The organism is Rhodoferax sp. (assembly GCF_034519335.1).
In the GTDB taxonomy this organism is placed as follows: Bacteria; Pseudomonadota; Gammaproteobacteria; order Burkholderiales; family Burkholderiaceae_C; genus Allorhodoferax.
In genome coordinates this window covers 53167-80038 of the sequence record NZ_JAXHOL010000040.1, presented here as the reverse complement: position 1 = coordinate 80038, position 26872 = coordinate 53167, and the positions used below count along the sequence as shown (strand labels likewise).

Below are 26872 nucleotides of genomic sequence, written 5' to 3'. Positions count from 1 at the left end.
GTCAAGGCGGGCAGCTCACTATCAATTTAGGAGCTTCTCGCGCATATGCCATGGGCGCTAAGTGCCAATTCGGCATTGAACCTCGATCAAAAATGGCACCTTCGGGTGCCGTTTTCTTTTGGCGCGCGCACGGGCAGTCACTTGGTAACATTGACCGGCGAGAAGTTGCAGGGTCGCTAAAGCTGCAAAACTGGACCTCATGCAAGACTTGCTCACCAGCATAGTCTCAGTTCAATAGCCAACAGGGGAACGTATGGCAGATTACAAAAGCAAAAAGCTTATCTATCACCTGACTGCGCTAAAGAACATCCCGTCCATCCTTGAGAAGGGGCTTCTGCCACGAAATCAGCTCACCGACTTTCAAGACGTTGCAGATATGGCGATCATTGAAAAGCGACAGGGCTTGGTTCTGGAGGGGTATGTCCCGTTCCACTGGTTCGTAAACAACCCATTCGACGGGATTATTCAGAGAACATACAGGGACACGTCGTTCGCGCTCATTGCAGTGAAGCGTGAGCTGGCTGCCCGAAAGAACTGGAAATTTCTCCCGCGCCACCCTTTGGCCAATAGCGGGATGGAGCTGCTCGACTACGCTGCGGGTTTTGAGGCAATCGACTGGGAGACGATGAATCAACGGGATTACCACGACCCGAATTGCAAGAGCGTATGCATGGCAGAGTGTCTTGCACCCGGCTCGGTACCAGTTTCTCAGTTCTTTGCAATCTATGTTCGCGACACCACGATTGAACGAAAAGTCCGTACGTGTGCGAATCGCCATGGTGTGACCGTTGGCATTGATGTGAACGAGAACATGTTTCTCCGATGATTTACAAGAGTCTCAACCCCGAAAAAGCGCTGATCTGGCGCATCATCCATCGCGACAATCTGCCCTGGGTGCTGCAGCATGGCCTGCATTGCGGCAACAGTACCCAACGGGCGCCAAACTGGGTGAGCATTGGCAATTTGGAGTTGATTGACAAGCGCGCACGACACACGGTGCAAATGCCACCGGGCGGGCTGCTGAACGACTACGTTCCCTTCTATTTCACACCCTTCTCCGTGATGATGCGCAATATACGCTCGGGGCGCGGCGGCGTGCAACAGCGGCAAAACGATGAGATCGTAATTCTGGTGTCCAGCTTGCACCATGTGGCACAGCAGGGGTTGCCCTTTCTATTCACTGACATGCACGCCTATTACCGCTGGGCCACCTACTACAACGATCTAGCCCATCTAGACAAGGTGGACTGGCCGCTTTTGCAGGCCCGAGACTTCAAACGCGACGAGAACGACCCCGCCAAATTTGAGCGCTACCAAGCCGAAGCATTGATTCATCAACATTGCCCCGTATCGGGGTTGATAGGTATTGTTTGCCATTCAGAAACAGGCAAAATGAGTACTCAGGCGCAAGTTGTTGCCCAAGGGCTCAATTTGCCGGTTCATGCACGCCCGGGGTGGTATTTCTAATGCTCAATTTCACAACAGGTAATTTGCTGGAAGCCCGCGCGCAAGTGTTCGTGAACACAGTGAACACCGTGGGCGTGATGGGCAAGGGAATTGCGCTGATGTTCAAAGATCGGTTTGACGACAACTACCGCCAATACGCTGCCGCCTGCAAAGCGCACGAGGTGCGTACCGGGTACATGTTCATCACCCAGCCCTCTGAATTGGATGGGCCTCGCTGGATTGTGAATTTCCCTACAAAGCAACACTGGCGCTCGCCATCTCAACTGGAGTGGGTGACCGAAGGGTTAAAAGACCTTCGCAAGTTTCTGATCGACAACAAAGTTAAGTCAATCGCTATCCCTCCCTTGGGCGCCGGCAATGGTGGACTGGATTGGGAAACAGTGAAACTCGAAATTGAGCGTGCATTGGGCGATCTGGCTGATATTGAAATCACCGTGTTTGAACCCACCAAGCAATATCAGAACGTAGCTAAGCGCACAGGCGTTGAAAAGCTAACTCCAGCCCGTGCGCTGATCGCTGAATTGGTACGCCGCTACTGGGTGCTCGGCATGGAGTGCAGCCTGTTGGAGATCCAAAAGTTGGCTTGGTTTCTGGAGCGTTCTATCGAACGACTGATGCCCGGCACCAACCCGTTGGACTTACAGTTTGAAGCTAATCGCTACGGCCCTTATGCAAACCGCCTCGACAAACTTATCGACAAGTTGGACGGAAGCTATTTGCATTGCGATAAACGAATTGCTGACGCGGACAAGCTTGATGTAATTTGGTTTGACGATGATCGCAAGGACTTGGTTCAGGCCTTTTTACAAAGCGAAGCCAAGGCCTATATTCCTGCGCTTGAAGAAACTGCCGCTTTAATTGATGGGTTTGAATCTCCGTTTGGCATGGAGTTGCTTGCAACGGTGGATTGGCTCTTAATCAAAGAGCATGTACAGCCTACTGTTTCAGCCGTACGCGAAGGCTTGCTGGCCTGGCCCGTGCAAGGCGCAGCGCAGCGGAAGTCAAGGCTTTTCCATAACGAGGCTATTGGCATTGCTTTGGAGCGACTGACGAATCCACCACGCCTAGCCATCGCTGCCTGACAGCGCGTGCTCATGTCGGAAGACAGCGAGACATAGCGTCTGTTTTTCCGGCAACGCATAGCGCAGGGAGCAACGATGGCGACTGAGGTCAGCTGAGTAAAGTCAGCAAGTGCGAATACGGCACCTTCGGGTGCCGTTTTTGTTAGTGGTGCCGGCTCCTGAAAAAGCCCGAGTCCAACAATGCGATGCCTTTCGCGCGACACTCGGGGACTCCACTTACAGAGACCCAAAACATGTACCCGGAAGACGACACCCCACCCCACAGACCACGTTGGCTTGCGGCGGCACTTATCGTGGCGGTGCTGGTGGTCGTCGCGGGCATGCTGATGGTGGGCTGGCGCACGCTGCAGGCCGACAACAGCGAAGGCGGATCGATACAAAGTGCCGCTGTACCTGCAAAAAGCGCCAGCGGTGTGGAGTCGCCAACATCACCGGCTACCCCCGCTGCTTCACTGGCGCTGGGCCAAGCTGCTGTCAACGCGTCCAACTGTATGCGCTGCCACGGGGTAGACCGGCGCTATGTCGGCCCGGCATTCAATCAAATGGTTGCGCGCTATCAAGGCCGTCCCGATGCGGTGGACTACCTGGCGGGCAAGATTCGCAATGGGGGCTCCGGCGAATGGGGCCGGGCCCTGATGCCTCGGCACCCGCAGCTCAGCGAAGCGCAAGCGCGGCAGATGGCGCTGTGGGTAATGTCGCTGCCACCGGCAGCGCAGTGAACTGCAGCAAAACCCAAAAAACGCTACGTTTTTAGTAGCTATCTGCGCATATTCCATGCGCGCTAGAGGCCCATTTCATACCTCAACGCATCAAGCTGCAGCCATGTGGCGCACCGCGCGAATGTCGTCCGGGCCGGTGCGGCAGCAGCCACCAATCATGCGGGCCCCTTTGGCCTGCCAGCGCGAGGCCATCTCGGCGTACGCATCTGCCGGGTCGCAGGCGCCCGTCCAGACCTTGCCTTCTGCGTCGTAGTGTTCACCGGAGTTGGGGTAGACCAGCACCGGCTTGGTGGTGCGGGTTTTAGCCTGCTCGACCAGGCTGGCCACATATTCAGGCGCGGTGCAATTCACGCCGATCGCCACGATGTGCGGATAAGCCTCTAGCGCAGCCACGCAATCCGCCAAGCGCTCGCCCTGCACGTTGCGCTCGCCGTCTTTGCAGGAGAAGCTGATCCACGCGGTGATGGTGTTGTGCTGGGCCAGCACATCGGCAATCGCCAAGGCTTCGTCCAGACAGGGAATGGTCTCGCAAGCCAGCAGGTCAGCGCCTGAGGTGGCCAGCACTTGCATGCGCTCGCGGTGAAAGTCGGCCAGCGCGGCACGGCTCAGTGCATAGTTCCCGCGGTATTCCGAGCCATCGGCTAGCATGGCACCATACGGCCCTACCGACGCTGCCACCAGCGGGCGCAGGCGTCCCACGCGGTTAGCGGGCTCGGCCCAGAACGCATCGCGCGCCTCGCAGGCCAATGTCACGGACAGGCGCATCAAATCAGCGGCCTGCGCCCGGCTCATGCCACGGAGGGTAAAGGCTTCAAAGGTAGCCTGGTAGCTGGCGGTCGTGGCCACATCGGCACCAGCGGCAAAGTAGTCTGCATGCACCGCACGAATGAGTTCGGGCTGCTCGATCAGCAGCTTGGCAGACCATAGCGCGTCATTCAGGTTGGCGCCACGGCGCTCCAACTCGGTGGCGAGGGCGCCGTCCAGCACCATCAGGCGGTCGTGGGCGAGAAAACTATTCAGGGGATTCAGCATCGTGGGGACCATTCAAAAATTCGAGGAAGAGCATAGGCAAAGCGCCTGCGCGGTGGCAGCAATTTGCCCAGGCTCTATGCAGACAAGCGGCTCAGGCCACGTGGCTTTTGCGGCGCCGCTCCAGAAAATGCACGCCCGCCGAAATCAGCAGGGTCAGCGCGCCATAGACCACGCCAGCCAGCACCAGTGCATCCGTGGTGTACGACTCGTTAGAGAGGCGGCGGGCTACGCCGGTCAGGTCAAACACGGTGATGGTGCTGACCAGCGCCGTGGCTTTGAGCAATGACACCACCTCATTGCCTAAGGCGGGAGTGGCTATACGCAATGCCTGCGGCAGCACGATACGGCGCAGCAAAGTACCAGACGGCATTCCGAAGGCGCGGGCCGCTTCTTGCTGCCCCTGCGGCACCGCCAGAATGCCGGCACGGATGTCTTCGGCCATGTAGGCGGCAATGTTGAGGGTCAGGGCTATGAGCCCGCAGTAAAACGCGTCTTCCAGCACCACCCACGCAGCGGACGCCCGCACCCACTCAAACTGGCTGAGCCCGTAGTACAGCAGGAACATCTGCACCAGCAGCGGCGTACCCCGCAGGGCCGCACCGTAGATGGGCACCAGCCGCCGCACTACCGCCCCGCCGTGCGTGGCACCCAATGCCAAGCCGAGCGCGAGTACCAAGCCAGCGGCGCCAGCGGCCGCCCACAGCAGCAAGGTAACGACCAAGCCCTCCCAGAGTTCGGCACGGTTGTCCTGCAGCAGGACGAGGGTGTCAGTGAACCAGGCGTCCATAGCTAGCTGCGAGAGGGTTGGTAAGGGCGCTGGGCCCGCCGCTCCAGCGCGGAGACCACCGGGTCGGAAATCGCCAGCAGGCAGAAATACATGACGGCTGCCACCAGCAAGAACATAAACGGCTCGCGGGAGGCCTGCGCCGCCATGTTCGACTTTTTGAGCAAGTCCTCCAAGCCGACCACCGACACCAGCGAGGTGTCTTTGAGCAAGGATTGCCAGAGGTTGCCCAAGCTGGGAATGGCGATGCGCCAGGCCTGCGGTAAGCGCACCAGAAAGAAGGTTTGCACCGGGCTCAGGCCCAGCGAGCGGGCGGCTTCCAGCTGCCCACGATCCAGCGCCACAAAGCTGCCGCGGAACACCTCGGAGGAATACGCCCCCAAGACCAGCGCCAGAGACACCACGCCTGCAAAAAACGGGCTGATGTCAAACGCGCTGTCAAAGTGGTTGTTGATGAGGTTGGACAACCCGAAGTAGCACACCAGTACCACCAGAAACTCGGGCACTCCGCGCAGCACGCCGGTGATCACCGTCACCGGGCGGCGCAGCCAGGCGTGGCGATTGAGCTGGCAGGCCGCCAGCAACAAGCCCAAGGCCAGCCCACACACCAAGGCGGCGCAGGCCAGTTGCACGGTCATCAGCGCACCTTGCAGCAGCTGGCCCGTGTAGGCCTGCAAAACATCCATCTCGACTCCGGAAAAGCGCGGCCACCGCCCGCACGGGGCGGTGGGGCCCTGTCAATTACTTGCTGGCAGGCGCAATGCTAAACGGGAACACCTTTTTGTTCTCGGCAGCAAAGGTGCCATCGGTCAGCACCTTCTTGATGGCGGCGCTGAAGCGGGCCTTCAGGGCGTCGCCCTTGCGCACCGCAATGCCAGTGCCTTCGCCGAAGATTTCCACGTCGTTCACCGGCTTGCCGGCGAAGTCGAAGCCCTTGGCCTTGCCGGTTTTTTGCAGCCACTCGTAAGCAACGGTGGTGTCGGTCAGGGTGGTGGTCAGGCGGCCGGCTTCCAGGTCCAGCCAGATCGCGTCCTGATTGGGGTACGACTTGGTGGCGATGCCGGACTTGCCCTTGGGCAGGCGCTTCTTGAAGTACGTCTCGCTATTGGAGCCGCTGTACACGCCCACAGTCTTGCCGCGGAGGGTGGCAGGGTCTTCGTTGATGCCGGAGCCCACTTTGGCCACGTATTGCACGGGTGCCAGGGTGAACAGATCAGTGAAGTCCACCACTTTTTTGCGCTCGTCGGTGATGGACATCTGGGCCAGCACGGCGTCAATCTTCTTGGCTTTGAGCGCAGGAATCAGCGCATCAAAGTCCATGGTGACGTATTCGCACTTGGCTTGCATGTGCTTGCACATCGCGTTGCCCAACTCAATCTCCATTCCCTTGAGCTGGCCAGACGCATCTTTGTACTCAAAGGGCGGGTAGTCCGACAGGGTACCGATACGCACCACGTCCTGGGCATGGGCCACGCCGGCCACCAAGAACAGACCACCCAAGACCGCTTTCAACATCTGACGCTTCATTTTTCGTTTCTCCATCCGGGCGCCCCACCACAGGACACCGCCAAGTTCGATCAACACTGCGCTTTTTAGACGCAAAGGAAACTCAAGTTTCCCGCAAAGAAATACCGCCAGGCGGCGTAATAAGCACTTTTCGCGCGGGAAAACGGCAGTGTCGCAAGCCTTGGTGCCGCCGCAGGCCATCGCACCGTGCTGCCTACAATGCACCGATGGAAACGCCTTTGGACCCCTTTGACCGCAAGATTCTGGAGTTCGTACAACGCGATTGCCAGGTCAATGCAGAAGTGATTGCCGAGGCGGTCGGTCTGTCTGCATCTGCAGTGCAACGGCGCCTGCGCCGGCTACGGGCCGACAAAGTGATTACGGCCGAGGTCGCCATCGTGGACCCGCAGGTGGTCGGCCAACGCATGCAGTTCATTGCCGGTATTGAGCTCAAGGACAACTACGAAGCCCTGCCCCGGATCCGCGCTTGGGTACAAAAAGAACCCGAAGTACAACAGCTTTTTTATGTGACCGGCGCGGTCGATCTGGTAATGATCATCCTGAGCAAAAGCGTGAAGGAATACGACGCCCTCTCTGCCCGGCTGATGGCGGAAGTGCCACAGGTCATCCGCATGACCACCAATGTGGTGATCGATGCGATGAAGTCCGACCTGTACGTGCCGGTAGACGAATAAGACGGAAGACGGCGCGTCGCCAGCTACAGCGGTTTGACTGGAATGCACAGTTCGCAGCTGAACACCCCTGTAGCCGGGTCGTAATTTCAGTCCAGGCCAGCGCAAGCAAGACGGAGGAAGTCATGGCCCGCAGTGCAATGCTCCTATTTCAGGAGCTGTTCGCGCATATTTGACGGGCTCTAGGGATTATTTTCTTTCCTAGCCACGATCAGTTTGCAGGCTTGGGCGGTGGCGGCTTGCTACTGCCGTCCCCCTGCCCTTGCCCCTGTGGCGGGCGCGCCGGGCGGCAGGCCAAGGGTTTGCCTTCGGGAGCGCCGCAAGTGCCACTCATGCTGCCCTGCGGGGTGGTCATGGTGCAGGCGGCGCCGCTGCTCAGGGATTTGCAGGCCGCCAGCGCCTCGGGCGGCGGACCACGGTGGCCACCATCTTGCCCCTTGCCTTGGCCCTCGGGCGGCTTGGGTGGCGGGTTCTGCTGGGCCAGCGCACTGCCCAGCAGGAACAGACCGCCCAAAGCGGCAACCAGAAAAGATCGGTGGATTCCTTGCATCACGCGCTCCTTGCATGTGGCCCGCGGAGTGCCGGCCCGCATCCAGCGTAGCAGCGCCGTGTATCTGCTTTGCAAAGCTGGCGCGCCTTTTGGCTGGGCAAAACGGTGCTTTTCTGCCTTTCAGCCCCCAAAGCCCGGCCTAGCATGGCGCATGATCCGGATCTTCATTGGTTACGACCCGCGCGAAGCCGTGGCCTACCACGTGTGCGCCAACAGCATCGTGCGGCACGCACGGCAGCCCGTGGCCATCACGCCGTTGGCGCTGCACACCCTGCCCGACTACCGCGAAACCCATGGGGACGGCAGCAACCAGTTCATTTACAGCCGTTTTTTGTTGCCGTACCTGACGGACTACAGCGGCTGGGCGCTCTTCATGGACGGCGACATGGTGCTGCGCGAAGACATTGCCCAGCTCTGGGCCCTGCGCGACGACAGCAAAGCCGTGATGTGTGTACAACACGATTACAAAACCAAAGCACAGGGCAAGTACCTGGGCTCCAAGAACCAGGACTACCCGCGGAAAAACTGGTCCAGTGTGGTGCTGTGGAACTGCGGCCACCCGGCCAACCGAGTGGTCACGCCCGCCTTTGTGGAAAACGGCACTGGCGCGCAGCTGCACCGCTTTACTTGGCTGGCCGACGAGCTGATCGGTGCGCTGCCGATTGAGTGGAACTGGCTGCCCCAGGAGTTTGGCCCCAACCCCGAGGCCAAGCTGCTGCACTGGACGCTGGGTACGCCCTGCTTCCACGAATACGCCGACGACCCCATGGCTGCCGAATGGCACCGCGAGCGCCTGCTAGCTGACTATTCCCTCCAACGCCATGGATGAGGGCACTCCCGGCCTGGAGCATGCACTAGCCGGTGACCGATTGCTGGCGCAAGGGCAGTTCGCCCAGGCTTTCGATGCCTATGCCTCGGCCTTGCAAGCCCAGCCCCGGAACGTGTACTGGCGGTTTCTGGCCGGTGAATCGATGTTCCACCTAGGCCGCTATGAGGACACAGTAACCCTGCTGCACGACCTGGACCCAGGTGCGGATACTGCGCTGGCCATCGAACTTGCGCTGACCCTGGGCCGCGCTTTGCAGCTCACAGGGCACACCACCGCCGCAGAGATGCAGCTCATCAAAGCCTTCATGCTGGACCCGGGCCACGAAGAAGCCGCCTACAACCTGGGCGTGTTTTATGAACAGGCGGGGCTGCCCGAACAAGCCGTCACTTTTTTGCAGGCGGCCGCCCAGCGGCACCCGCAGTCGGTGCGCCTGCACTACAACTTGGGCAGCTGCTTGGCACAGAGCGGCCAGACGGCTGCGGCCGAATACGCCTTGATGGCCGCCCTAGCGCTGCAACCCGACCATGTGGACGCGCACCACAACCTCGCCTTGCTATACCTGCGCCAAGGCAATCTTACGCAGGGCTGGCAACACTACGCTTGGCGATTCAACCGCCATGCCACCGAAGGCACACCCGCGCATTGGGTGCCCAAGACCCCGGAGCTGCCTGCCGACTTGCACGGCCACACGGTGCGGGTGCAAGGAGAGCAAGGCATCGGCGACGAGCTGTTTTTCATGCGTTACCTGCCCGCCTTGCATGCGCGGGGTGCCCAGGTGCAGTACCAGCTTTGCAACGCCAAACTGGCGCCGCTGCTCAGTCAGCCCGCCCTCGCATCGCTCGTGCAGGCTTCGAATTCGGAAACACCGGCCAGCTTCCGGCTGCTAGTCGGTGACCTGTCTTGGGCTCTGGGCAGCGCGCTGACAAACGCCTACCCCGACGCCGTGCCGCTACAGGCACAAACTGCGGTGCGCACGGGCCTGCAGCAGCAGTACCCGCTACTGGCCAGCCCACGTCGAAAGCTGGGCCTGGCCTGGCGTGCCGGCACACAAGCCCAGCCCCAGGGCTTTGCCACCCAGCGCTGGCTGCAAAAAACGGCACCCCTGGACAGCCTGCTGGACGTGCTTGCGCCATTGGATGCCGAAGTGGTGGTCTTGCAGCGAGGCTTGCAGCCCGGGGAGTGGGCGCAAGTACAAGCCCGCCTGGGTGCAGACCGTGTGCTGGACGCCAGCAGGTTCGACCAGGATCTGGACGAACTGCTGGCGCTGCTCTCCTGTCTGGATGGGCTGGTGGGCGTCAGCAACACCAATGTGCATCTGTGCGCAGGGCTGGGCATCGGTGGGGACGTGCTGGTGCCTGCGCCCGCAGAGTTCCGCTGGCAAGAGGAAGGCTCGCCATCGCCCTGGTTCCCCGGCTTTGCAGTACACCGGCAAATCGCCGGGGCAGACTGGCAAGCCCCGATGGAGACGCTGACGGCATCCCTGCAAGCGCGCTACGGCGTGGCCCAGCGGCAGTAGGGGTGCACGGCCAGGTTGGAGTTGAAGTAGCGCGCATCCTGCGTTACTTCGTCACCCAGCCAATCAGGCCTTGCAAAGGCTTGGTCTTCTGATTCCAGCTCCACCTCGGCCACCACCAGCCCGGCGTTTTCGCCCGCGAATACATCCAGCTCCCAGCGTGTACCAGCGTGGTCCAGCAGGTAGCGGGTTTTCTCAATCAAGGGGCCATCACACAGGGCCAGCAGGGCCTCTGCGTCAGCCAGAGGAATGGGGTACTCAAACTCGGCACGGGTTGCGCCCACATTGACGCCCTTGATGGTCAAGAAAGCTGCGTCTCCCGCAACCCGCACACGCACGGTGCGGGTCTTGTCCCGGTTCAGATAGCCTTGCCGGTACACCACCTCAGGCACCTGTAGCCAGGGCTGGCCGATCACCAAAAACTTGCGTTCAATTTCTACCGCCATGGCCAAATGTTTCCTCAAAAGAATAGGGGTGCGGTGGCTACACTGTGGGTACCATGCCCACGCCAAGCCCCACCGCCCCTGAAGTGTGCCCGCTGTGCGGACAAGCGAACCAATGCGCCATGGAACTGGAGCGTGCTACCGGCCAAAAACAGCCTCCCTGCTGGTGCACCCAAGCCACTTTTAGCGCGGAGCTGCTGGCAAACGTACCAGCGGCTGACCGTGGCAAAGCCTGCATTTGTGCCGCCTGCGCAGCGGCCGCCAAACGGGACGCTGGCTGACACGCCTGCACCAGGGACTCACTCCACCTTGTGCAGCGAAGCCAGGTTGATCAAGGCGGAAAGGACCTCGGGCTTGAAGCCCACACGGTTACGGGTGCTGTCGCTGTAGCCACCGCTCAACACCAGAGTTTGCAGGTACTCCACGCAGTCGCGGTGGCCCCAGAATTTCTCGATGGCCAAGGCAATGCGGATGTGGTGCTCCGCGATGATGGCCATTTCATGGTCGATGCGGGCCTGAAGGGGACGCTCATGGAAAGGCATGGGCCGCGTAGGCAAGTCTTCCTCTTCCCACTGCAAAGAGGGGAAGCCAGTTTCGTGAAAACGGGAATCTTTCGGGTCTGGCACCGTGGCCCTCGTGATGGTCTTGCCTGCACTCTACCGCATACCGCGCAAACAATCACGCGGCACAATACCCTCATGTCCAGCCTGCCCACCTTCATTGCCCCCGCCCGTTTTACCGACCCTGCTGCCGCCCTGGCCCAGGTTCTGCGCATTTATGACAGCAGCATCCAACACCTGCGCCAGGCCATGCAGCGGTTTGTGGCGGGGGAAGACAGCCAAGGCCACGTGCGCGCCTGCTACCCGCTGGTGCGCATCCACACCGATACTGTGTCGCGCAAACCGGGCTCCGAGGCGGCACGCCTGAGCTTTGGTTTTGTGGCCGGCCCCGGCCGGTTTGAGACCACGCTGACCCGCCCCGACCTTTACCGCAGCTACTACCTGGAGCAGTTTCGCCTGCTGCTGCAAAACCACGGTGTGGAGTTGGAGGTGGGCACCAGCAGCCAGCCGATTCCCGTGCACTTCTCGTTTGCCGAGCACGACCACGTGGAAGGCCAAATGAGTGCCGAGCGCCGCACGCTCATGCGCGATGTGTTTGACCTGCCTGACCTGGCCGCTATGGACGACGGCATTGCCAATGGCACCTACAGCCCCAAAGCTGGCGAGCCCCAACCCCTGTCGCTGTTCACTGCGCCGCGGGTAGATTACTCACTGCACCGCCTGCGCCACTACACGGGCACGGCGCCGGAGCACTTCCAGAACTTTGTTCTGTTTACCAACTACCAGTTCTACATCGACGAATTCGTGCGTCTGGGCCATGCCGAGATGGCGAAAGCCGACAGCGAATACGTGGCCTTTGTGGAACCCGGCAATGTGGTCACGCGCCGCGTGGGCCTGCCTGCTCAGGCGGCAGACGCGCTGGGCGCCGCGCCCCCGCGCCTGCCGCAAATGCCGGGCTACCACTTGGTGCGCGCCGACAACGCGGGCATCACCATGGTCAACATCGGCGTAGGCCCGGCCAACGCCAAAACCATCACCGACCACATTGCCGTGCTGCGCCCGCACGCCTGGATCATGCTGGGCCACTGCGCGGGCCTGCGCAACAGCCAACAACTGGGCGACTACGTGCTGGCCCACGGCTATGTGCGCGAAGACCATGTGCTGGACGAAGAATTGCCGCTGTGGGTGCCCATCCCGGCGCTGGCAGAAATCCAGCTGGCGCTGGAGCAGGCGGTGGCAGATGTCACGCAGATCAAGGGCGCCGCACTCAAGAGCATCATGCGCACCGGCACCGTGGCCAGCACCGACAACCGCAACTGGGAGCTGCTGCCTGACAACACGCCCCAGCGCCGCTTCAGCCAAAGCCGCGCCGTGGCGCTGGACATGGAGAGCGCCACGATTGCCGCCAACGGTTTCCGCTTCCGCGTGCCCTACGGAACCTTGCTGTGTGTGAGCGACAAGCCCCTGCACGGCGAAATCAAGCTGCCTGGCATGGCCAACCACTTCTACCGCGAGCGGGTAGACCAGCACCTGCGCATCGGTATCCGCGCCCTTGAACTGCTGCGTTCCCAGGGGGTAGACCAGTTGCACAGCCGCAAGCTGCGCAGCTTTGCCGAGGTGGCCTTCCAGTAAGCCCATGGAGAAGCTCAACGTCCTGACCATTCTGGTCCTGACTGCGCTGAACCTGAGCACCGTCTCTGTTGCCTTGCTCCTGATCATGGGCCAGGGCATCAGCCGCGCGGCGCGCCTGGCCCAGTTCAGCCTGCTGAGCCAAACGCTGGGCTGGGTCGCTATCATCGCCTCGGGCTTTGCCTTTGGCCACTGGCTGGACCCCGTGCTGTCCACGCTCGCCATGGTGTTGGCTTCGGTGGCCAATTACCTGATGTTTCTGGCCTTGCAAGCCTGGCTGGGTCCACGCCCTCACCAGCGCGCTCTGCTCGCCCTGCTGATCCTGATGCCCATTGGGTATGCCTTGAGTTTTGAAAACTACAGCCTGCGGGTGGGTTATGCCAACCTGCTGTTTGCGTTTCAGTTGGCCATCGTGTCCCGGGCAGCGCTGGGGCCAAGCCAGCCGGCCGGGTTGCGCTGGCGTGCCCTGGTGGCCCTGTGTTACGCAGCGGTGGCCTGCGCATCGCTGGCGCGTGGCATGCTTGGCGCGTTTTACCCCGAGTTGTATCCCGCCTTTGACGCTCCTCACCCCGTCAACGTGGTGGCCCAACTTACTGCCAATCTGGCTTTGGTGTTGACGACCGTGGCGGTGCTGGTGGCCTGGCGTGAAGAGGCAGAGGGCCAATTGCGCGAACAGGCGTTTACCGACAACCTCACCGGCCTGCTCAACCGCCATGGCTGGGACGACCGGGCGCCCGCCCTGTTCGACCAGGCACGACGCCACCGCACCCCGCTGGCGCTGATCATGCTGGACCTGGACCACTTCAAACGCATCAACGACACCCAAGGCCACGAGGTGGGTGACCAAGTGTTGCGCGTGGTTGGCAAAGTGCTGCAATCCAACCGCCGCAGCAGCGATCTGGCTGCGCGCATTGGCGGCGAGGAGTTTGCTTTGCTGTTGCCGCAGACGGACAAACGTGCCGCCCTGCATGTGGAGCAGCGTTTGCGCTTGGCCCTGCTCGAAGAAGGCATTCAGCAACCCACGCTGCGGGTGGGCTACAGCGCGGGCCTGGCCTTGCTGCGTCCCCAAGACCTCAAACTGACTGACTTCATGGTGCGCGCCGATACCGCGCTGTACCAGGCCAAGGCCCAGGGTCGGGGCCGACTGCTGCAGGCAGACTAGACACCCCTGCGGCACAATGGCCGCATGAATGCAAAACTGTTTGAAGTGCAGCACTTGCACAAGCGTTATGGCGACGCAGAAGTCGTCAAAGACCTGTCTTTCGAGATTGCGCCGGGCGAATGCCTGGGCGTCATCGGCCCCAACGGCGCGGGCAAAACCACCACCATCCGCATGTGCCTGGGACACACCGTGCCCGACGGTGGCAGCATCCATGCGCTGGGCTTGGAAATGCCACGTGACGCGCTGGCCATCAAGGCTGCGCTGGGCGTCGTCACCCAGTTCGACACGCTGGACCCGGACTTCAGCTGCGCCGAGAACCTGCTGGTCTATGGCCGCTACTTTGGCATGAAGGACGCCGCGATCCGCGCGCGCATTCCGCAGCTGCTGGAGTTTGCCGCCCTCACCCACAAGGCCAATGCCAAGCCAGGCGAACTGTCCGGCGGCATGCGCCGGCGACTCTCGCTGGCACGCGCGCTGGTCAACGACCCCAAACTGCTGTTGCTGGACGAACCGACCACTGGCCTGGACCCGCAGGCCCGCCACCTGATGTGGGAACGCCTGCAGGTGCTACTGCAGCAAGGCAAATCCATTTTGCTGACCACCCACTTCATGGACGAAGCCGAGCGCCTGTGCAACCGCCTGCTGGTACTGGACCACGGCAAGAAGATTGCCGAAGGCACCCCGCGCGACCTGATCGCCCAGCACCTGGAGCCCGATGTGGTGGAGGTGTTTGGCGTGGGCGCCGTGGCGCTGGTGGACAGCCCGCTGCGCAGCTTGGCGGCGCGCGTGGAGGTGAGCGGAGAGACCGTGTTCTTCTACACGCAAGACGCCGGCGCCCTGCTGCAGGGCTTGGCCTCTCATCCGCAGCTGCGGACCCTGCACCGCCCGGCCAACCTGGAAGATTTGTTTTTGAAACTGACCGGACGCCAGATCCGCGAGGAAGGTTGATCCCATGACCACTGCCAACTACGTTCAAGCGAAGCCCCAGTCCATCTGGCGCGCCCCAGAGGTATCTTTCCGTTTCTGGCCCGTGTTCCTGCGCAACCTGCTGGTCTGGCGCAAGCTGGCTATCCCCAGCCTGGTGGGCAATATTGCCGAGCCGCTGATGTGGCTGATCGCCTTTGGCTACGGCATGGGCGCCTTGGTAGGCGAGGTCAACGTGGCCGGCCCTGCTGGCACTGTGGCTGTGCCCTACATCTTGTTTCTGGCCAGCGGCTCTATCTGCATGAGCGCCATGCAGGCCGCGTCGTTTGAAGCGCTGTACTCCGCCTTCAGCCGCATGCATGTGCAAAAGACCTGGGACGGCATCATGAACGCCCCCGTGAGCCTGGACAACGTGGTGCTGGCCGAAATGCTCTGGGCCGCGTTCAAGTCGCTCTTCACCGTCACCGCCATCCTGGGCGTGATGCTGGCCTTGGGCATCAGCCACAGCCCCAAACTCTTCGTCGCCTGGCCCATCCTGTTCGGAGTGGGCATCACCTTCAGCTGCATTGCTCTCATCTTCAACGCGCTGGCCAAAGGCTATGACTTCTTCACCTACTACTTCACGCTCTTCCTCACCCCCATGATGTTCCTGAGTGGCGTCTTCTTTCCGCTGGAGCAATTGCCAGTGGTGGTGCGTGTGGTGGCTGACTGGCTGCCCCTCTCCAACGCTGTAGCCCTGGTGCGGCCGCTGTTCATGGACCAGTGGCCCACAGATGCCATACGGCACTTGGCAGTGCTGGCGGTCTATGCCGTGGGGTCGTTCTGGATTGCGCTGGCGCTGACGCGCAAAAGGTTTGCGAAATGATCTCTCTACTGCTCAGCGGCAATTGCAGACATATACAAACATCTTCCAATGGAACTTGATAACGCACTTGGGGCAGTTTCCGACTCCGCTAGTTTTCTTGCATTCGTAAGGTTACTTGCGAAGGATCGGGCGGAGTCTGCGGCCAAGGAAGCTGTGAATTGCTCCAATCCATATGGCCCTGATGCCAATGGTTGGGAGAACACGTCAATTGAGAGGTTTCTAGAGGCAGCTGTTAGTTGGGGCGAGTCAACGGACATGGGGCTAACTCAAAAAATCGCACCCGAAAATCTATGGAGAAGGTTCGCAGTCTTTCTGTATTGCGGAAAGATTTACGAGTAGAAGTGTGTCCGCTTTGGATTGTTTGGTATGCCCGCTCCTAGTCTGAAGCCGAAGTTCTAAATGCCCCCCAGCCCACCAACCCAGGCGGGTGGTGGGGCCCGCGGGCGTAGGCCGCACTCGCGGTTGCCACAGAGCAGGCGCACCGACTACGGTGTTAACGCAGTAACCCCAACTAACCAGAAACGGCCGTCCGCGACGCGAGCTGGAGAACGCGGGCCACGCCACCCGCCGTGCGCGAACCAAGCACCAGAAATTTCTTTTACACACAAAACCGGCCCTGTAGCCTGTAAATACTGCGCGAGCAGCTACTAAATTAATAGCAAATCAGGCGGCAAGTCACCACGCCGCCTTGATCAAATCCGCCGCCTTCTCCGCAATCATGATGGTCGGTGCATTGGTATTGCCACTCACGATGCGGGGCATGATGGAGGCGTCCACTACGCGCAGGCCCTGAACACCTTGCACGCGCAACTCGTAGTCCACCACGTCCATGGGACCCGGGCCCATGCGGCAACTGCCCACGGGGTGGTAGACGGTGTCGGCGTTGTCGCGAATGAACTGTTCGATCTCAAAGTCATTGCGGGCAGCGGCGGACTTGGGGCCTTCCTTGCCACCCAGTTCGGCGAAGGCCGGCTGCTGAAGCACGGTACGCATCAGCTTGAAGCCGCGCACCAGACGATCCACATCGTCGCGCTCGCCCAGAAAATTCGGGTCAATCACGGGCGCTGCAAATGGGTCTTTGCTTGCCAGCGTGACACTGCCGCGGCTGTGGGGGCGCAGCAGGCAGACGTGGCAGGAATAGCCATGGCCCAGCACCGTGCTGCGGCCGTGGTTCACCAGCTTGGCGATGGCAAAGTGGAACTGCAAGTCAGGCGTGCGCTCGTCGGGCTGACTCTTGATAAAGCCACCGGCCTCGGCAAAATTGGTGGTGAGCATGCCGGTGCGCTGCTTGCGCCATTCAAAAATGCCGCGCAGCGCATTCACCATGCCGGTGAAGGACACGCCAAAGGTCTCCGTCAGTTGCGGTGCGTTAACCAGCTGCACGATGTCGATATGGTCATGCAGGTGCTGCCCTACGCCAGGCAGGTCGTGCAGCGTGGCAATGCCGTTCTCCAGCAAGTGCTTGTGCGGGCCGATGCCCGAGAGCATCAGGATCTGCGGGGACTGCAACGCACCGGCGCTCAGCAGTACCTCGCGGCTGCAGCGCAGCTCTTTCATTTCGCCCTCGTGTAAAAACTGCACCCCTACGGCCCGCTTGTGCTCCAGCAGGATGCGTGTGGTGTGCGCGCCGGTGAACACATGCAGATTGGGCCGCCCGAGGTTGGGGGTGAGGTAGCCTTTGGCGGCGCTGTAGCGTTCACCGTCTTTGTGGGTCACCTGGTACATGCCCACACCCTCCTGGCTGGCGCCATTGAAGTCGGGGTTGACGGCATAGCCGGCCTGGTGCCCCGCTTCCACAAACACCGGGCCTAGGCGGTTCGGGCTGGTCAGGTCCTGCACGTGCAGGGGGCCACCCTGGCCGTGGAAGGCGTCGGCGCCGCGGGCGTTGTCCTCGGCTTTCTTGAAATAGGGCAGCACCTCGTCATAGTTCCAACCGGAGTTTCCCTCGGCGGCCCAGTGGTCATAGTCCTCTTTTTGGCCACGAACATAGATCATTGCGTTGACCGAGCTGGATCCCCCCAGCACCTTGCCGCGCGGCTGGTAGCCACGTCGGCCGTTGAGACCGGGCTGCGCGGTGGTTTCGAACTTCCAGTTGGCCTGGCCGTTCTTGGCCAGCACCGCGAGCCCCGCAGGGCAGTGGATGAGCACGCTGCTGTCAGGTGGGCCAGCTTCCAGCAGGGCCACCGTCACGGCGGGGTCTTCGCTCAGGCGGGCTGCCAAGACGCAGCCAGCCGAGCCGGCGCCAATGATGATGTAGTCGAACACGTACGGCCTCCTCATTCAGGGTGACGTTAACGTTACCCCATCGACCCCGAACCTGCCAAGCCGAGGTTTACCCTTGTGCTGACTCTCAAAAAGAATTTTGTGAATTTGTATTGCACACAATTAAATTGCCAGCTACAATTCATCCCATGCCAAACCCACGCACCACCTCTGCCAATGACGCCGCCCTGCGTCTGGACAACCAGTTGTGCTTTGCGCTGTATTCGACCTCGCTGGCCATGACCAAGCTTTACAAGCCACTGCTGGAAGAACTGCAACTCACCTACCCGCAGTACCTGGTAATGATGGTGCTGTGGGAGCAGGACGGCCTGAGCGTTTCGGCCTTGGGCGAACGCTTGTATCTCGATTCCGGCACGCTCACGCCCCTGCTCAAACGCATGGAACAGGCTGAGCTGCTGAGCCGCCAGCGCAGTGCCGCCGATGAGCGCCGCGTGGAAGTGTTTTTAACGGCCAAAGGCCGCGCCCTCAAAGTACAGGCCACGAAGATTCCCGCCTGCGTGCTCGCCGCCGCGGACTGCCCGCTGGACGAACTCATGAGCCTGACCCAACAGGTGCAAGCGCTGCGCCAGCGCCTGACGGCCCCCTGAAACCCAACACCCCATTACCCACCCCGCTGCCAGCCGGCAGCACTTTATGAAAGAAGCACCATGACCACCAAAATCGAAAAAGTGATTTACCAAGCCCACGCCACCTCCACCGGCGGCCGCGACGGCACCACCCGCACTTCCGATGGTCTGCTGGACCTGAAGCTGGCCGTACCTAAAGAAATGGGCGGCCCCGGCAATGGCGTGAACCCCGAGCAACTGTTTGCCTCCGGCTACAGCGCCTGCTTCATCGGCGCGATGAAGTTCGTGGCCGGCACCCAAAAGATCGCCCTGCCTGCCGACACCAGCATCAACGCCACCGTAGGCATTGGCCAGATTCCCGCGGGCTTCGGCATCGAAGTGCAACTGGAAGTCTCCATCCCCGGCATGGACAAGGCCGCAGCGCAAGCGCTGGTGGACAAAGCTCACCAGGTGTGCCCCTACTCCAACGCCACCCGCGGCAACATCGAAGTGACCATCACCGTGGTCTAAACGGAGGGTGTGTACGGGGCCTAGCGCCCTGTCACCTCGGAGGCCGGTCCCGCTTGGCGGGGCCGGCCTTTTGTCTTATGGTGCCGCGCATGGACACCACCTCCCTGCTCATCCGCAAAGCCCAGCTCGGCCAGACCCGGCTACACACCCACACCCTGCACGCGCTGGCCGATGGCGCCGTGCGGGTGCACATTGACCGCTTTGCGCTCACCTCCAACAACATCACCTACGCCGCCTTTGGCGAGGCCATGCAGTACTGGCAGTTCTTCCCGGTGCAAGGCGTGCCGGATGCCGACCAGTGGGGGCGCATTCCGGTCTGGGGATTTGCCACCGTGCTGCAAAGCCGCCACCCCGAGGTGCCAGTGGGCGAGCGCGTGTACGGTTACTTTCCCATGGCCAGCGCGCTGGACCTGACACCAGGCAAGGTACACGCGCAAGGCTGGTCCGATGTGGCACCCCACCGCGCACCCTTGCATGCGGTCTACAACCAGTACACCCGCTGCGCCACCGACCCGTTTTACACCACCGACACCGAAGACCTGCAGGCCCTGCTGCGCCCGCTGTTCATTACCTCCTGGCTGATCGACGACTTTCTGGACGACAACGCCTGGTTTGGCGCAGGCGACATTGGCACGCCCTGCATCCTGCTCTCCAGCGCATCCAGCAAAACCGCCTATGGCACCGCCCTCCAGCTCGCGCAGCGTGCGGGCATCGAGGTGGTGGGCCTCACTTCGGAGCGCAATGTGGCGTTTTGCCAAAGCCTGGGCGTGTACCACCGGGTGCTGACCTATGCGCAGCTGGACCAGGTCGCCCCCGGCACACCCTCCATCTATGTGGACTTTGCGGGCAACGCGGCGTTTCGCAAGGCGCTGCACACGCATTGCACGGCATTGGTCTACAGCAGCTCCATTGGCGGCACGCATGTGGCCGAACTGGGCAGTGGCAAGGACCTGCCCGGCCCCCGCCCCACGCTGTTTTTTGCGCCCGCACAAATCAAGAAGCGCAGCAGCGAATGGGGTGGCGCCGAGCTGAACCGGCGCCTGGTGCAGTCTTGGCAGGCCTTTGTGGCACGGGTTCAGCAGCCGCCCGCACCGTGGCTGCAGGTGCAGCACCACACGGGGCCAGCGGCGGTGCAGGCGGCGTACACGGCCATCCTGGCGGGCCAGAGCGACCCGCGCACGGGCCACACACTGTCGCTCTGATACCCGCAACACCGCCCAGTTTGACCTTCATCAAGGCTAGGAAACCCCACGCCTGCAAACTTGTCGTCAGGCGTATCGCGCATGATGGTGGACCCACAAACCTGAACTCGGAGACTTGATGAGACTGGCCCTGCTGTCGGACATTCACGGCAATATCCAGGCGCTGGACGCCTGCCTCGCCCATGCCCGTGCGCAGCAGGTGCAGCGCTTTGCCTTTCTGGGCGATCTGGTTGGCTACGGCGCCAACCCGGCCGAGGTGGTGGAGCGCGTCTCGCTGCTCACAGAAGAAGGCGCCATCGTGCTCAAGGGCAACCACGACGACATGGCCGTGCGCCCACCCGCCACGGTCCAAACCGTGGGAGACAGCACTGCCACCTGGACCCACCAGCAGCTCAGCCCCGTGCAGCGCCTGTGGATTGACACCCTTCCCTTTACCCAGCAGCTGGATAGCGTGCTGCTGGTGCACGCCAGCGCCGATGGCCCAGAGCTGTGGCGCTATGTCTACGACCAGCGCGCCGCCGCCGCCAGCCTGAACGCAGCCAACGAATGGCCCGGCGTGCGGTATGTGTTTGGCGGCCATGTGCACTTGCAAACGCTGTACTACCGGGGTGCCACCGATGGCCTGATGAAGTTCACCCCGCAGCCCGGTGTGGCTGTGCCGGTGCCCAAACACCGCCAGTGGCTGGCCACCGTAGGCTCGGTAGGGCAGCCGCGCGATGGCAACCCACAGGCCATGTACGCCGTGTTGGACACCGAGCGCGCGCAACTCACCTTTCACCGCGTGCTCTACGACCACTACAGCGCTGCCGCAGCTATTCGCCGCGCGGGCCTGCCCGAATTTTTTGCCAACCGGCTGGAGGAGGGACGATGAAACTGCTGGAGCCCGGCGCGACGCTGGACGGATTCACCATCGAGGAATGCATCCACTCCGGGGGCATGGCCCATATCTACCGCGTGGTGTACGCTGATGGCCGCCCCGGCCCCGGCTTTTCCATGGCCATGAAGATCCCCCGCATGACCGCAGGCGACGGGGCCGAAAACATCGTCAGCTTCGAGGTGGAATGCCAGATCATGCAGGTGCTGCAGGGCAGCCACACCCCGCGCTTTGTGGCGGCGGGCGACCTGCAATACACGCCCTACCTGGTGATGGAGTACGTGCATGGCCACACGCTGCAACACTGGCTCGATGGCCCGCAGCCTCTGACAGTGGAGACCATCACCCAGCTGGGCGCTGCCACCGCCCGTGCCGCCCATGCTCTGCACCAGCAAAACACCGTGCACCTGGACCTGAAACCCGCCAACGTGCTGCTGCGCGAGAACGGCAGTGCCGTACTGCTGGACTTTGGCCTGTCGTGCCACGCACACTACCCCGACCTGCTGGCCGAACAGCTGCGCAAGGCGGTGGGATCCCCCGGCTGGATCGCGCCCGAACAGGTGGTGGGCGTGCGCGGCGACCCGCGCAGCGATGTGTTTGCCATCGGCGTCATGCTCTACCAGCTGTGCACCGGCGAACTGCCCTTTGGCGCGCCACAAACGGCGGCCGGGCTGCGCCAGCGCCTGTGGGTGGACTCCACGCCACCGCGCAAGCTACGCCCGGACATTCCAGCTTGGCTGCAGGAAGTGGTGCTGCGCTGCCTGGAGCCCGAAGCGGCCAAGCGTTACCCCTCGGCCGCCCACCTTGCGTTTGACCTGATGCACCCCACCCAGGTGCATGTCACCCACCGCGGCACCCATGTTGTGGGCACGCCGTTTCGCACCCACTTCAGGCGCTGGCTCAAGGCGGCGGGCATGCACTACCAGCCCAGCCCGCTGGCGTCTGCCCAGCAGGTGCAGGAAGTCCCCATCGTCATGGTGGCAGTGCCGCACAAGGATGCGAGTGACACCACGCTGTACAGCCTGCGCCAGGCCGTGGCCCGTTCGCTGGGCACCCGCCCCGGCGCGCGGCTGGCCTGCGTCACCGTCATATCCAGCAGTGAGACCAGCGCGTCAGATGAGGCCCGCAGCGAAACCAATGTGCACCGCCGCTACCTGACCGCACTGCGCCAGTGGGCCCAGCCGCTGGACCACCCGGGCCACCAAACCTCGTGCCACGTGCTTGAGAGTGGCGATGTGGCCCAAGCCCTGCTGGACTACGCGCGTGGCAATCACGTCAGCGTCATCGTCATGGGGGCCGCCACCCACGGCCTGAAGACGCAGCGCTTTGTCGCCACCGTGCCCATCAAGGTGGCCATGGACGCCCCCTGCACCGTCATCCTGGTGAAACAAAGCCTGCCGTTTGAACAACTGGGCAATGCGTCAACCCCTGCAGCAACGTTTGCCCATGCTTACTCGGACTCCGATGCAGACACGGCAACAACACCCGTCGCCCCTTTGTACGGCGATGACCTTGGCCCATTGGGTTAAACGGCTTAAGCCACCTGCCCAAAAGGGGCAAGCCCGCAGACGACAATCGGGGCATGCACAGCACCACGGGCACTGCCCTTCATCCCTTTGAATCCCTGACCCCGGACTTGGTGCTGGACGCGCTGGACAGCGTGGGCCTGCGCGGCGATGGTCGCCTGACCGCCTTGTCGTCGTACGAAAACCGGGTCTACCAGGTGCACCTCGAAGACGGCGCGCCGGTGGTGGCCAAGTTTTACCGGCCCGAACGCTGGAGCGATGCACAAATCCAAGAAGAGCACGACTTTGCGGCCGAGCTGATGGCAGCCGAAATTCCTGTGGTGGGGCCGCTGGTGCTGGACGGCCAACTCGCCGCCAGGCCGCCCCAAGGCGAGTTACCCCCCCTGGGGGGCAGCGACCCGCACAGCGGCGGAGCGTGGGGGCCACGAACGCTGCACCACTTTGGCGGCTTTGCCTTCAGTGTGAGTCCACGCCGCGGTGGCCGCCCGCCGGAGTTGGACGACGGCGAAGTGCTGGAATGGATTGGCCGCTTTCTGGCGCGTATCCACGCCGTGGGCGCCAAGCGCCCCTTTGTGCACCGACCCGCGCTGGACGTGCAGACTTTCGCCATCGAACCCATGCAGTGGCTGCTGGCCAACCACATGGTGCCGCTGGACGTGCAAAGTGCTTGGACCACCGCCTGCCAAAATGCTATTGATTTGATAGCTGCTCGCGCAGACATGGCGGGCGCCACAGGCCAAAACAAGTCAAATTCCAGCGGCATACGCCAGTTGCGCCTGCATGGCGACTGCCACCCCGGCAACATCCTCTGGACACCAACCGATGTGGCCGCCAGCGCAGGCCCGGGACCGCACTTTGTGGACTTGGACGACGCGCGCACCGGCCCCGCCGTGCAAGACCTGTGGATGCTGCTCAGTGGTGATCGCCAGCAACGCACCCGCCAGCTGGGCATGCTGGTGGACGGCTACGAGCAGTTCCGCGAGTTCGACCGCGCCGAGCTGGCGCTGATCGAGCCGCTGCGCACGCTGCGCCTGATCCACTACAGTGCCTGGCTGGCCCGGCGCTGGAGCGACCCGACCTTTCCCGCCAACTTTCCATGGTTTGGCAGCAGCGACTACTGGAAGGGCCAGATCCAGATGCTGGACGACCAATGTGAGGCCATGCAGGAAGACCCGTTGATCGTATGAGTGGGGATGTGACCAGCGCCCCCCAGGTGGCGCCCGTGTGGTGGTTGATCACGCACCTGGGCTCCTCCAGCCTGCTTTTGCCAGCCTTTGGGCTGCTGGTGTGGGGCCTGTGGCGCAGCGGTGCGCGAGCCGTGGCACGCCACTATGTGCTGGCCATGTCCGCCGCAGTGTTGCTCACCGTGGTGAGCAAATGCCTGTTTTATGGCTGGGGCATCGGTATTGCGGCGCTGGATTTCACAGGTATCAGCGGCCACGGCCTGCTGGCCAGCGCGGTACTGCCTTTGCTGTTGCGCGGCCTGCCGGGTAGCCGCGCTTACCGTTGGGGGCCTGCACTGGGCGTAGGCCTGGCCCTCGTGGTGGGCGTGTCGCGCGTCATGGTGGGCGCCCACAGCGTGAGCGAAGTGCTGGCGGCATGGCTCCTGGGTTTGGCGGTCAGCTGGCCCGTGGTGCAGCGCTTGCAAACCGTGGTGGTGGCGCACTGGGCCACCCGTTTCTCACCCTTGCTCTTGGTGCTGGCGTTGCATACGTCGACCGCCACGTATTTACCCACCCATGCCTTGGAGGTACGCATCGCCTTGTGGCTCTCGGGGCAGGTGCAGCCTTTCACCCGGCACCAGCTGCACCAGTCCCCGGCGGCGCTGCCTAAGCCAGCACGTCCTTGACCCCGAAACGTGGCGCGTAGCCCAAGAGGCGCGCCGCTTTGGCGTGCGAGATGAGTGGATCGGTGCCCGCAAAACCCGGCGCAAACTGGGTGACTTCGGGCCAAAACTCGGCCATCAACGCACGGCCATCTTGCCCGGTCCAGTTGTGCGGGCCGGCAATGAAGAATGCCTCGTGGGAGTTGTCCAGATCCACCTCCAGCGCCAGGCGGTGCGCCGTGGCCACATCGCGCGCATCCACAAAGGTCCAGAGATTTTTATACCAGTTGGCGTACTCTGCCACCAGGGTCCGGTAGAAGGGGCGCTGCGCATCGTCAGGCAACCAGACCCAGGGCATGCGCAGGCACACGGTGCGCATGCCGTAACGCTCGGTGTAGGTCTTGCAGATCTGCTCGCTCACCACTTTGCTCAGACCATAGGGGTCTTGTGGGCGCGCGGGGTGGGCTTCGTCCACGGGGATAAAGAGCGGCGCGAGCCGGTGCGTGGCGAACGCAAAGCCCATCGTCGATTCGCTGGAGGTGAACACCACCTTGCCAATGCCCAGCTGGGCCGCCGCTTCCAGCACATTGAAGGTGCCGTTTACATTGACATCGAACACGCGTTTGGCCGGATCGTTGAGCGGGTGCGGAATGCCGGCCACATGCACGACCGCCTCGTAGCCTTGCATGGCCTGCAGCACGGCGTCGAGCTGCAGCACATCCACGGCATGGTGGGTCACGTCGCTGCGCGCGGGTGCCGCCAGGTCCAGCACACCCACCGTGTACCCGTGCTGCACCAGATCGTCCACAATGTATTTGCCGACGGCACCGGTGCCGCCTGTAACCAGAATTTTTTTCATGGTGCCATAGTAGCGGCGCCGAGCCCTTTTGGGAGCAACCTTTCAGTGACAACCCTCAACCTCGTGGGTGCCGGCCGCGTCGGCCGCACCCTGGCCATGCTGTGGGCCCGCCACGGCAGCTTCGAGATCCAGGATGTGCTGACCAGCAGCTTGGAAAGCGCACAACAGGCCTGTGTCGCCATCGGCAGCGGTCACGCCGTGGCCCGGCCAGCGGACATGCGCCCCGCCGATGTGTGGATGGTGGCGGTGCAGGACGCGCACATTGCGGCAGTGGCCACAACCCTCGCCGCGTCGCACCACACAGGCGCGACCGGCCCCATCGTTTTTCATTGCAGTGGCGCCCAGAACGCTGGCAGCCTGCAGCCCCTGGCCGACATGGGTTGGCGCACCGCCAGCGCACATTGCATCCTGAGCTTTGCCGAGGTCGAGGCGGCAGTGCAGCAATTTGCGGGAACCGCGTGTGCCCTCGAGGGAGATGCCGACGCATGCACGGCACTGGAAACCGCTTTCCAGGCCATTGGTGGCCAGTGCTTCCGGGTGGCGGGGGAGGACAAGGTGCTGTACCACGCAGCGGCGGTGTTTGCCACCAACTTTCTGCCGGTGCTGCAGTCGGTGGCCGAGGCAGCCTGGGCGCGCAGCGGAGTGCCGCCTGCCCTGCTGCCGCAGCTACGCGCCAGTTTGCTGCGCAACGCGGTGGACAACATCACACGCCTTGGGCCGGCGGGCGCCCTGACCGGGCCCGCAGCGCGCGGCGATGTGGCCGCCATTGAACGGCAGGCCGCAACCGTCCACGCGTGGGATGCGCCCAGTGGCGACGCCTACCGAGCACTCAGCACCCTGGCCCTGCGCTTGGCAGGGCATGCCTACTAAGCCTGCCAAGCGGCCCATACCTGCGGCAACCACTGGGCGCCGCTGACGGCCAAGACTGCCAAAGTAATCACCAGCAGAAACCCCAGCGCTGCACCGGCCAACAGTGCCAAGCCGTCCTCAAACACCAGCCCCAGTCCGATGAGCAGCAGGGCGACCGCTGGCACCACATTGCCAAACGGAATGGGCAAAAAAATCACCAGCGCCATGGCAGCCACCAAGGGTGCCAGCCAGACGCGGTGGCCGGGCTGCACCCACCAGCGCAGGCGGGCCCGCATCACCCGCGCAGCCTGCTCGTAGAGCCAAGCCAGGGTGTGCAAGGCCCGGCGCGCCATGGGGGCCGACAACTGCAAGCGCCCCACCCTGCGGGGCATGACCAGCCGCGGAAAGTATCGCCAGATCATCCAGGCCAGCGCCGCCAGACCCATGGACATCAAAGTGCCTGCTCCCGGCAAAGGCAGCAGGCACGGCACGGTCAAGACCACCAGCAAGGCCCCTGGCCCTCCCCGGCCATGCAGCCGGAAGAGTTGCTGCAGGCGCATGGGCTGGTCCTCCAGCGTATCGGCTGCAGCCCGCAGGCGCTGGGCCTGCATCTGGTTCATG

General features: G+C 62.5%; 30 protein-coding genes. 20 read left to right on the top strand and 10 right to left on the bottom strand.

The annotated features are described in order from the left end of the window. The first annotated feature begins 253 nt into the window (after window positions 1-253). From U5O12_RS18115 to U5O12_RS18100, 4 genes are all read left to right on the top strand, one after another. Window positions 254-826 (top strand): DarT ssDNA thymidine ADP-ribosyltransferase family protein, encoded by a 573-nt coding sequence (locus tag U5O12_RS18115; RefSeq protein ID WP_322580002.1) that lies wholly within the window; start codon window positions 254-256, stop codon window positions 824-826. Then, a complete protein-coding gene (locus U5O12_RS18110) occupies window positions 823-1467 on the top strand; it encodes a DUF4433 domain-containing protein (RefSeq protein ID WP_322580001.1) in 645 nt (214 codons plus the stop codon). The genes U5O12_RS18115 and U5O12_RS18110 overlap by 4 nt, the downstream gene beginning before the upstream one ends. Beyond that, entirely contained in the window at window positions 1467-2549 is a 1083-nt protein-coding gene (locus tag U5O12_RS18105; protein ID WP_322580000.1) for a macro domain-containing protein, read from the top strand. The genes U5O12_RS18110 and U5O12_RS18105 overlap by 1 nt, the downstream gene beginning before the upstream one ends. Before the next feature lie 233 nt (window positions 2550-2782). Beyond that, window positions 2783-3268, top strand: a complete 486-nt coding sequence (locus tag U5O12_RS18100) for a c-type cytochrome (RefSeq protein WP_322579999.1) — start codon at window positions 2783-2785, stop codon at window positions 3266-3268. A gap of 90 nt (window positions 3269-3358) precedes the next feature. Here the strand turns inward: U5O12_RS18100 and mmuM are convergent, their stop codons facing one another. The 4 genes from mmuM to U5O12_RS18080 form a co-directional block, all read right to left on the bottom strand. Beyond that, on the bottom strand, window positions 3359-4300 hold the full coding sequence (gene mmuM / locus U5O12_RS18095; protein WP_322579998.1) for a homocysteine S-methyltransferase: 942 nt from the start codon (window positions 4298-4300) through the stop codon (window positions 3359-3361). 91 nt (window positions 4301-4391) lie between these two features. Then, entirely contained in the window at window positions 4392-5087 is a 696-nt protein-coding gene (locus U5O12_RS18090) for an ABC transporter permease subunit (protein ID WP_322579997.1), read from the bottom strand. 2 nt (window positions 5088-5089) lie between these two features. Beyond that, window positions 5090-5770 carry an ABC transporter permease subunit gene (locus tag U5O12_RS18085; RefSeq protein ID WP_322579996.1) on the bottom strand — a complete coding sequence of 227 codons (681 nt, stop codon included), beginning with the start codon at window positions 5768-5770 and terminating at the stop codon, window positions 5090-5092. 55 nt (window positions 5771-5825) lie between these two features. Continuing rightward, complete coding sequence (locus U5O12_RS18080) at window positions 5826-6611, bottom strand: transporter substrate-binding domain-containing protein (protein WP_322579995.1); 786 nt, start codon at window positions 6609-6611, stop codon at window positions 5826-5828. Between the two features lie 206 nt (window positions 6612-6817). Between U5O12_RS18080 and U5O12_RS18075 the strand changes: the two genes are divergently transcribed. After that, complete coding sequence (locus tag U5O12_RS18075) at window positions 6818-7285, top strand: Lrp/AsnC family transcriptional regulator (RefSeq protein ID WP_322579994.1); 468 nt, start codon at window positions 6818-6820, stop codon at window positions 7283-7285. A gap of 208 nt (window positions 7286-7493) precedes the next feature. Here the strand turns inward: U5O12_RS18075 and U5O12_RS18070 are convergent, their stop codons facing one another. Continuing rightward, window positions 7494-7832, bottom strand: coding sequence for a hypothetical protein (locus tag U5O12_RS18070; RefSeq protein ID WP_322579993.1), 339 nt, complete (start codon window positions 7830-7832; stop codon window positions 7494-7496). 151 nt (window positions 7833-7983) lie between these two features. Between U5O12_RS18070 and U5O12_RS18065 the strand changes: the two genes are divergently transcribed. Both U5O12_RS18065 and U5O12_RS18060 read left to right on the top strand, forming a co-directional pair. Next, window positions 7984-8661 (top strand): glycosyltransferase, encoded by a 678-nt coding sequence (locus U5O12_RS18065; RefSeq protein WP_322579992.1) that lies wholly within the window; start codon window positions 7984-7986, stop codon window positions 8659-8661. Beyond that, on the top strand, window positions 8654-10177 hold the full coding sequence (locus U5O12_RS18060; protein WP_322579991.1) for a tetratricopeptide repeat-containing glycosyltransferase family protein: 1524 nt from the start codon (window positions 8654-8656) through the stop codon (window positions 10175-10177). The genes U5O12_RS18065 and U5O12_RS18060 overlap by 8 nt, the downstream gene beginning before the upstream one ends. Here the strand turns inward: U5O12_RS18060 and U5O12_RS18055 are convergent. Continuing rightward, entirely contained in the window at window positions 10153-10620 is a 468-nt protein-coding gene (locus U5O12_RS18055) for a CYTH domain-containing protein (RefSeq protein WP_322579990.1), read from the bottom strand. The two genes, U5O12_RS18060 and U5O12_RS18055, sit on opposite strands and share 25 nt — an antisense overlap. A gap of 53 nt (window positions 10621-10673) precedes the next feature. On the opposite strand from U5O12_RS18055, the gene U5O12_RS18050 reads away from it, so the two are divergent. After that, window positions 10674-10898, top strand: a complete 225-nt coding sequence (locus tag U5O12_RS18050; RefSeq protein ID WP_322579989.1) for a cysteine-rich CWC family protein — start codon at window positions 10674-10676, stop codon at window positions 10896-10898. An 18-nt stretch (window positions 10899-10916) separates the two neighbouring features. On the opposite strand, the gene U5O12_RS18045 is transcribed toward U5O12_RS18050, so the two are convergent. Beyond that, on the bottom strand, window positions 10917-11243 hold the full coding sequence (locus tag U5O12_RS18045; protein WP_322579988.1) for a hypothetical protein: 327 nt from the start codon (window positions 11241-11243) through the stop codon (window positions 10917-10919). Between the two features lie 72 nt (window positions 11244-11315). Between U5O12_RS18045 and U5O12_RS18040 the strand changes: the two genes are divergently transcribed. Genes U5O12_RS18040 through U5O12_RS18025 form a run of 4 tightly spaced genes read left to right on the top strand, consistent with a single transcriptional unit; the run spans window position 11316 to window position 15757 of the window. Next, a complete protein-coding gene (locus tag U5O12_RS18040) occupies window positions 11316-12809 on the top strand; it encodes an AMP nucleosidase (RefSeq protein ID WP_322579987.1) in 1494 nt (497 codons plus the stop codon). 4 nt (window positions 12810-12813) lie between these two features. Then, window positions 12814-13968, top strand: a complete 1155-nt coding sequence (locus tag U5O12_RS18035) for a GGDEF domain-containing protein (RefSeq protein ID WP_322579986.1) — start codon at window positions 12814-12816, stop codon at window positions 13966-13968. Between the two features lie 24 nt (window positions 13969-13992). Beyond that, window positions 13993-14916, top strand: coding sequence for an ATP-binding cassette domain-containing protein (locus tag U5O12_RS18030; RefSeq protein WP_322579985.1), 924 nt, complete (start codon window positions 13993-13995; stop codon window positions 14914-14916). Between the two features lie 4 nt (window positions 14917-14920). Continuing rightward, a complete protein-coding gene (locus U5O12_RS18025; protein WP_322579984.1) occupies window positions 14921-15757 on the top strand; it encodes an ABC transporter permease in 837 nt (278 codons plus the stop codon). Between the two features lie 675 nt (window positions 15758-16432). Here the strand turns inward: U5O12_RS18025 and U5O12_RS18020 are convergent. Next, entirely contained in the window at window positions 16433-18037 is a 1605-nt protein-coding gene (locus U5O12_RS18020) for a choline dehydrogenase (protein ID WP_322579983.1), read from the bottom strand. Window positions 18038-18168: 131 nt separating this feature from the next. Between U5O12_RS18020 and U5O12_RS18015 the strand changes: the two genes are divergently transcribed. From U5O12_RS18015 to U5O12_RS17985, 7 genes are all read left to right on the top strand, one after another. Further along, window positions 18169-18627, top strand: a complete 459-nt coding sequence (locus U5O12_RS18015; protein ID WP_322579982.1) for a MarR family transcriptional regulator — start codon at window positions 18169-18171, stop codon at window positions 18625-18627. A gap of 60 nt (window positions 18628-18687) precedes the next feature. Further along, the gene (locus U5O12_RS18010) at window positions 18688-19116 is read left to right on the top strand and encodes an organic hydroperoxide resistance protein (protein ID WP_322579981.1); all 429 of its coding nucleotides are present in this window, start codon (window positions 18688-18690) and stop codon (window positions 19114-19116) included. Between the two features lie 89 nt (window positions 19117-19205). Beyond that, window positions 19206-20318 carry a DUF2855 family protein gene (locus U5O12_RS18005; protein ID WP_322579980.1) on the top strand — a complete coding sequence of 371 codons (1113 nt, stop codon included), beginning with the start codon at window positions 19206-19208 and terminating at the stop codon, window positions 20316-20318. A 118-nt stretch (window positions 20319-20436) separates the two neighbouring features. Then, the gene (locus U5O12_RS18000) at window positions 20437-21189 is read left to right on the top strand and encodes a metallophosphoesterase family protein (RefSeq protein ID WP_322579979.1); all 753 of its coding nucleotides are present in this window, start codon (window positions 20437-20439) and stop codon (window positions 21187-21189) included. Further along, window positions 21186-22721 (top strand): bifunctional serine/threonine-protein kinase/universal stress protein, encoded by a 1536-nt coding sequence (locus U5O12_RS17995; RefSeq protein WP_322579978.1) that lies wholly within the window; start codon window positions 21186-21188, stop codon window positions 22719-22721. Before U5O12_RS18000 ends, U5O12_RS17995 begins: the two co-directional genes overlap by 4 nt. 53 nt (window positions 22722-22774) lie before the next feature. Next, the gene (locus tag U5O12_RS17990; RefSeq protein WP_322579977.1) at window positions 22775-23905 is read left to right on the top strand and encodes a serine/threonine protein kinase; all 1131 of its coding nucleotides are present in this window, start codon (window positions 22775-22777) and stop codon (window positions 23903-23905) included. 8 nt (window positions 23906-23913) lie between these two features. Continuing rightward, complete coding sequence (locus U5O12_RS17985; RefSeq protein ID WP_322579976.1) at window positions 23914-24567, top strand: phosphatase PAP2 family protein; 654 nt, start codon at window positions 23914-23916, stop codon at window positions 24565-24567. Here the strand turns inward: U5O12_RS17985 and U5O12_RS17980 are convergent. Further along, complete coding sequence (locus U5O12_RS17980) at window positions 24548-25402, bottom strand: NAD(P)-dependent oxidoreductase (protein ID WP_322579975.1); 855 nt, start codon at window positions 25400-25402, stop codon at window positions 24548-24550. The genes U5O12_RS17985 and U5O12_RS17980 overlap by 20 nt on opposite strands. A gap of 45 nt (window positions 25403-25447) precedes the next feature. Between U5O12_RS17980 and U5O12_RS17975 the strand changes: the two genes are divergently transcribed. After that, window positions 25448-26272: a Rossmann-like and DUF2520 domain-containing protein gene (locus U5O12_RS17975; protein WP_322579974.1), complete on the top strand. Its 825-nt coding sequence runs from the start codon at window positions 25448-25450 to the stop codon at window positions 26270-26272. Here U5O12_RS17975 and U5O12_RS17970 read toward each other — a convergent pair. Next, window positions 26269-26871, bottom strand: coding sequence for an exopolysaccharide biosynthesis protein (locus U5O12_RS17970; RefSeq protein ID WP_322579973.1), 603 nt, complete (start codon window positions 26869-26871; stop codon window positions 26269-26271). The genes U5O12_RS17975 and U5O12_RS17970 overlap by 4 nt on opposite strands. Between the last annotated feature and the right edge of the window lies 1 nt (window position 26872).

Bases quoted from the DNA above. Each gene is read 5' to 3' on its own strand.
- U5O12_RS18010 (WP_322579981.1), top strand. From the start codon at position 18,688: ATGACCACCAAAATCGAAAAAGTGATTTACCAAGCCCACGCCACCTCC.
- U5O12_RS18110 (WP_322580001.1), top strand. From the start codon at position 823: ATGATTTACAAGAGTCTCAACCCCGAAAAAGCGCTGATCTGGCGCATC.
- U5O12_RS18000 (WP_322579979.1), top strand. From the start codon at position 20,437: ATGAGACTGGCCCTGCTGTCGGACATTCACGGCAATATCCAGGCGCTG.
- U5O12_RS18060 (WP_322579991.1), top strand. From the start codon at position 8,654: ATGGATGAGGGCACTCCCGGCCTGGAGCATGCACTAGCCGGTGACCGA.
- mmuM (WP_322579998.1), bottom strand. From the start codon at position 4,300: ATGCTGAATCCCCTGAATAGTTTTCTCGCCCACGACCGCCTGATGGTG.
- U5O12_RS18115 (WP_322580002.1), top strand. From the start codon at position 254: ATGGCAGATTACAAAAGCAAAAAGCTTATCTATCACCTGACTGCGCTA.
- U5O12_RS17990 (WP_322579977.1), top strand. From the start codon at position 22,775: ATGCACAGCACCACGGGCACTGCCCTTCATCCCTTTGAATCCCTGACC.
- U5O12_RS18040 (WP_322579987.1), top strand. From the start codon at position 11,316: ATGTCCAGCCTGCCCACCTTCATTGCCCCCGCCCGTTTTACCGACCCT.
- U5O12_RS18065 (WP_322579992.1), top strand. From the start codon at position 7,984: ATGATCCGGATCTTCATTGGTTACGACCCGCGCGAAGCCGTGGCCTAC.
- U5O12_RS18035 (WP_322579986.1), top strand. From the start codon at position 12,814: ATGGAGAAGCTCAACGTCCTGACCATTCTGGTCCTGACTGCGCTGAAC.
- U5O12_RS18080 (WP_322579995.1), bottom strand. From the start codon at position 6,611: ATGAAGCGTCAGATGTTGAAAGCGGTCTTGGGTGGTCTGTTCTTGGTG.
- U5O12_RS18015 (WP_322579982.1), top strand. From the start codon at position 18,169: ATGCCAAACCCACGCACCACCTCTGCCAATGACGCCGCCCTGCGTCTG.
- U5O12_RS18100 (WP_322579999.1), top strand. From the start codon at position 2,783: ATGTACCCGGAAGACGACACCCCACCCCACAGACCACGTTGGCTTGCG.
- U5O12_RS17980 (WP_322579975.1), bottom strand. From the start codon at position 25,402: ATGAAAAAAATTCTGGTTACAGGCGGCACCGGTGCCGTCGGCAAATAC.
- U5O12_RS18085 (WP_322579996.1), bottom strand. From the start codon at position 5,770: ATGGATGTTTTGCAGGCCTACACGGGCCAGCTGCTGCAAGGTGCGCTG.
- U5O12_RS17995 (WP_322579978.1), top strand. From the start codon at position 21,186: ATGAAACTGCTGGAGCCCGGCGCGACGCTGGACGGATTCACCATCGAG.
- U5O12_RS18055 (WP_322579990.1), bottom strand. From the start codon at position 10,620: ATGGCGGTAGAAATTGAACGCAAGTTTTTGGTGATCGGCCAGCCCTGG.
- U5O12_RS18020 (WP_322579983.1), bottom strand. From the start codon at position 18,037: ATGAGGAGGCCGTACGTGTTCGACTACATCATCATTGGCGCCGGCTCG.
- U5O12_RS18075 (WP_322579994.1), top strand. From the start codon at position 6,818: ATGGAAACGCCTTTGGACCCCTTTGACCGCAAGATTCTGGAGTTCGTA.
- U5O12_RS18050 (WP_322579989.1), top strand. From the start codon at position 10,674: ATGCCCACGCCAAGCCCCACCGCCCCTGAAGTGTGCCCGCTGTGCGGA.
- U5O12_RS18025 (WP_322579984.1), top strand. From the start codon at position 14,921: ATGACCACTGCCAACTACGTTCAAGCGAAGCCCCAGTCCATCTGGCGC.
- U5O12_RS17970 (WP_322579973.1), bottom strand. From the start codon at position 26,871: ATGAACCAGATGCAGGCCCAGCGCCTGCGGGCTGCAGCCGATACGCTG.
- U5O12_RS18030 (WP_322579985.1), top strand. From the start codon at position 13,993: ATGAATGCAAAACTGTTTGAAGTGCAGCACTTGCACAAGCGTTATGGC.
- U5O12_RS18070 (WP_322579993.1), bottom strand. From the start codon at position 7,832: ATGCAAGGAATCCACCGATCTTTTCTGGTTGCCGCTTTGGGCGGTCTG.
- U5O12_RS18105 (WP_322580000.1), top strand. From the start codon at position 1,467: ATGCTCAATTTCACAACAGGTAATTTGCTGGAAGCCCGCGCGCAAGTG.
- U5O12_RS18005 (WP_322579980.1), top strand. From the start codon at position 19,206: ATGGACACCACCTCCCTGCTCATCCGCAAAGCCCAGCTCGGCCAGACC.
- U5O12_RS18090 (WP_322579997.1), bottom strand. From the start codon at position 5,087: ATGGACGCCTGGTTCACTGACACCCTCGTCCTGCTGCAGGACAACCGT.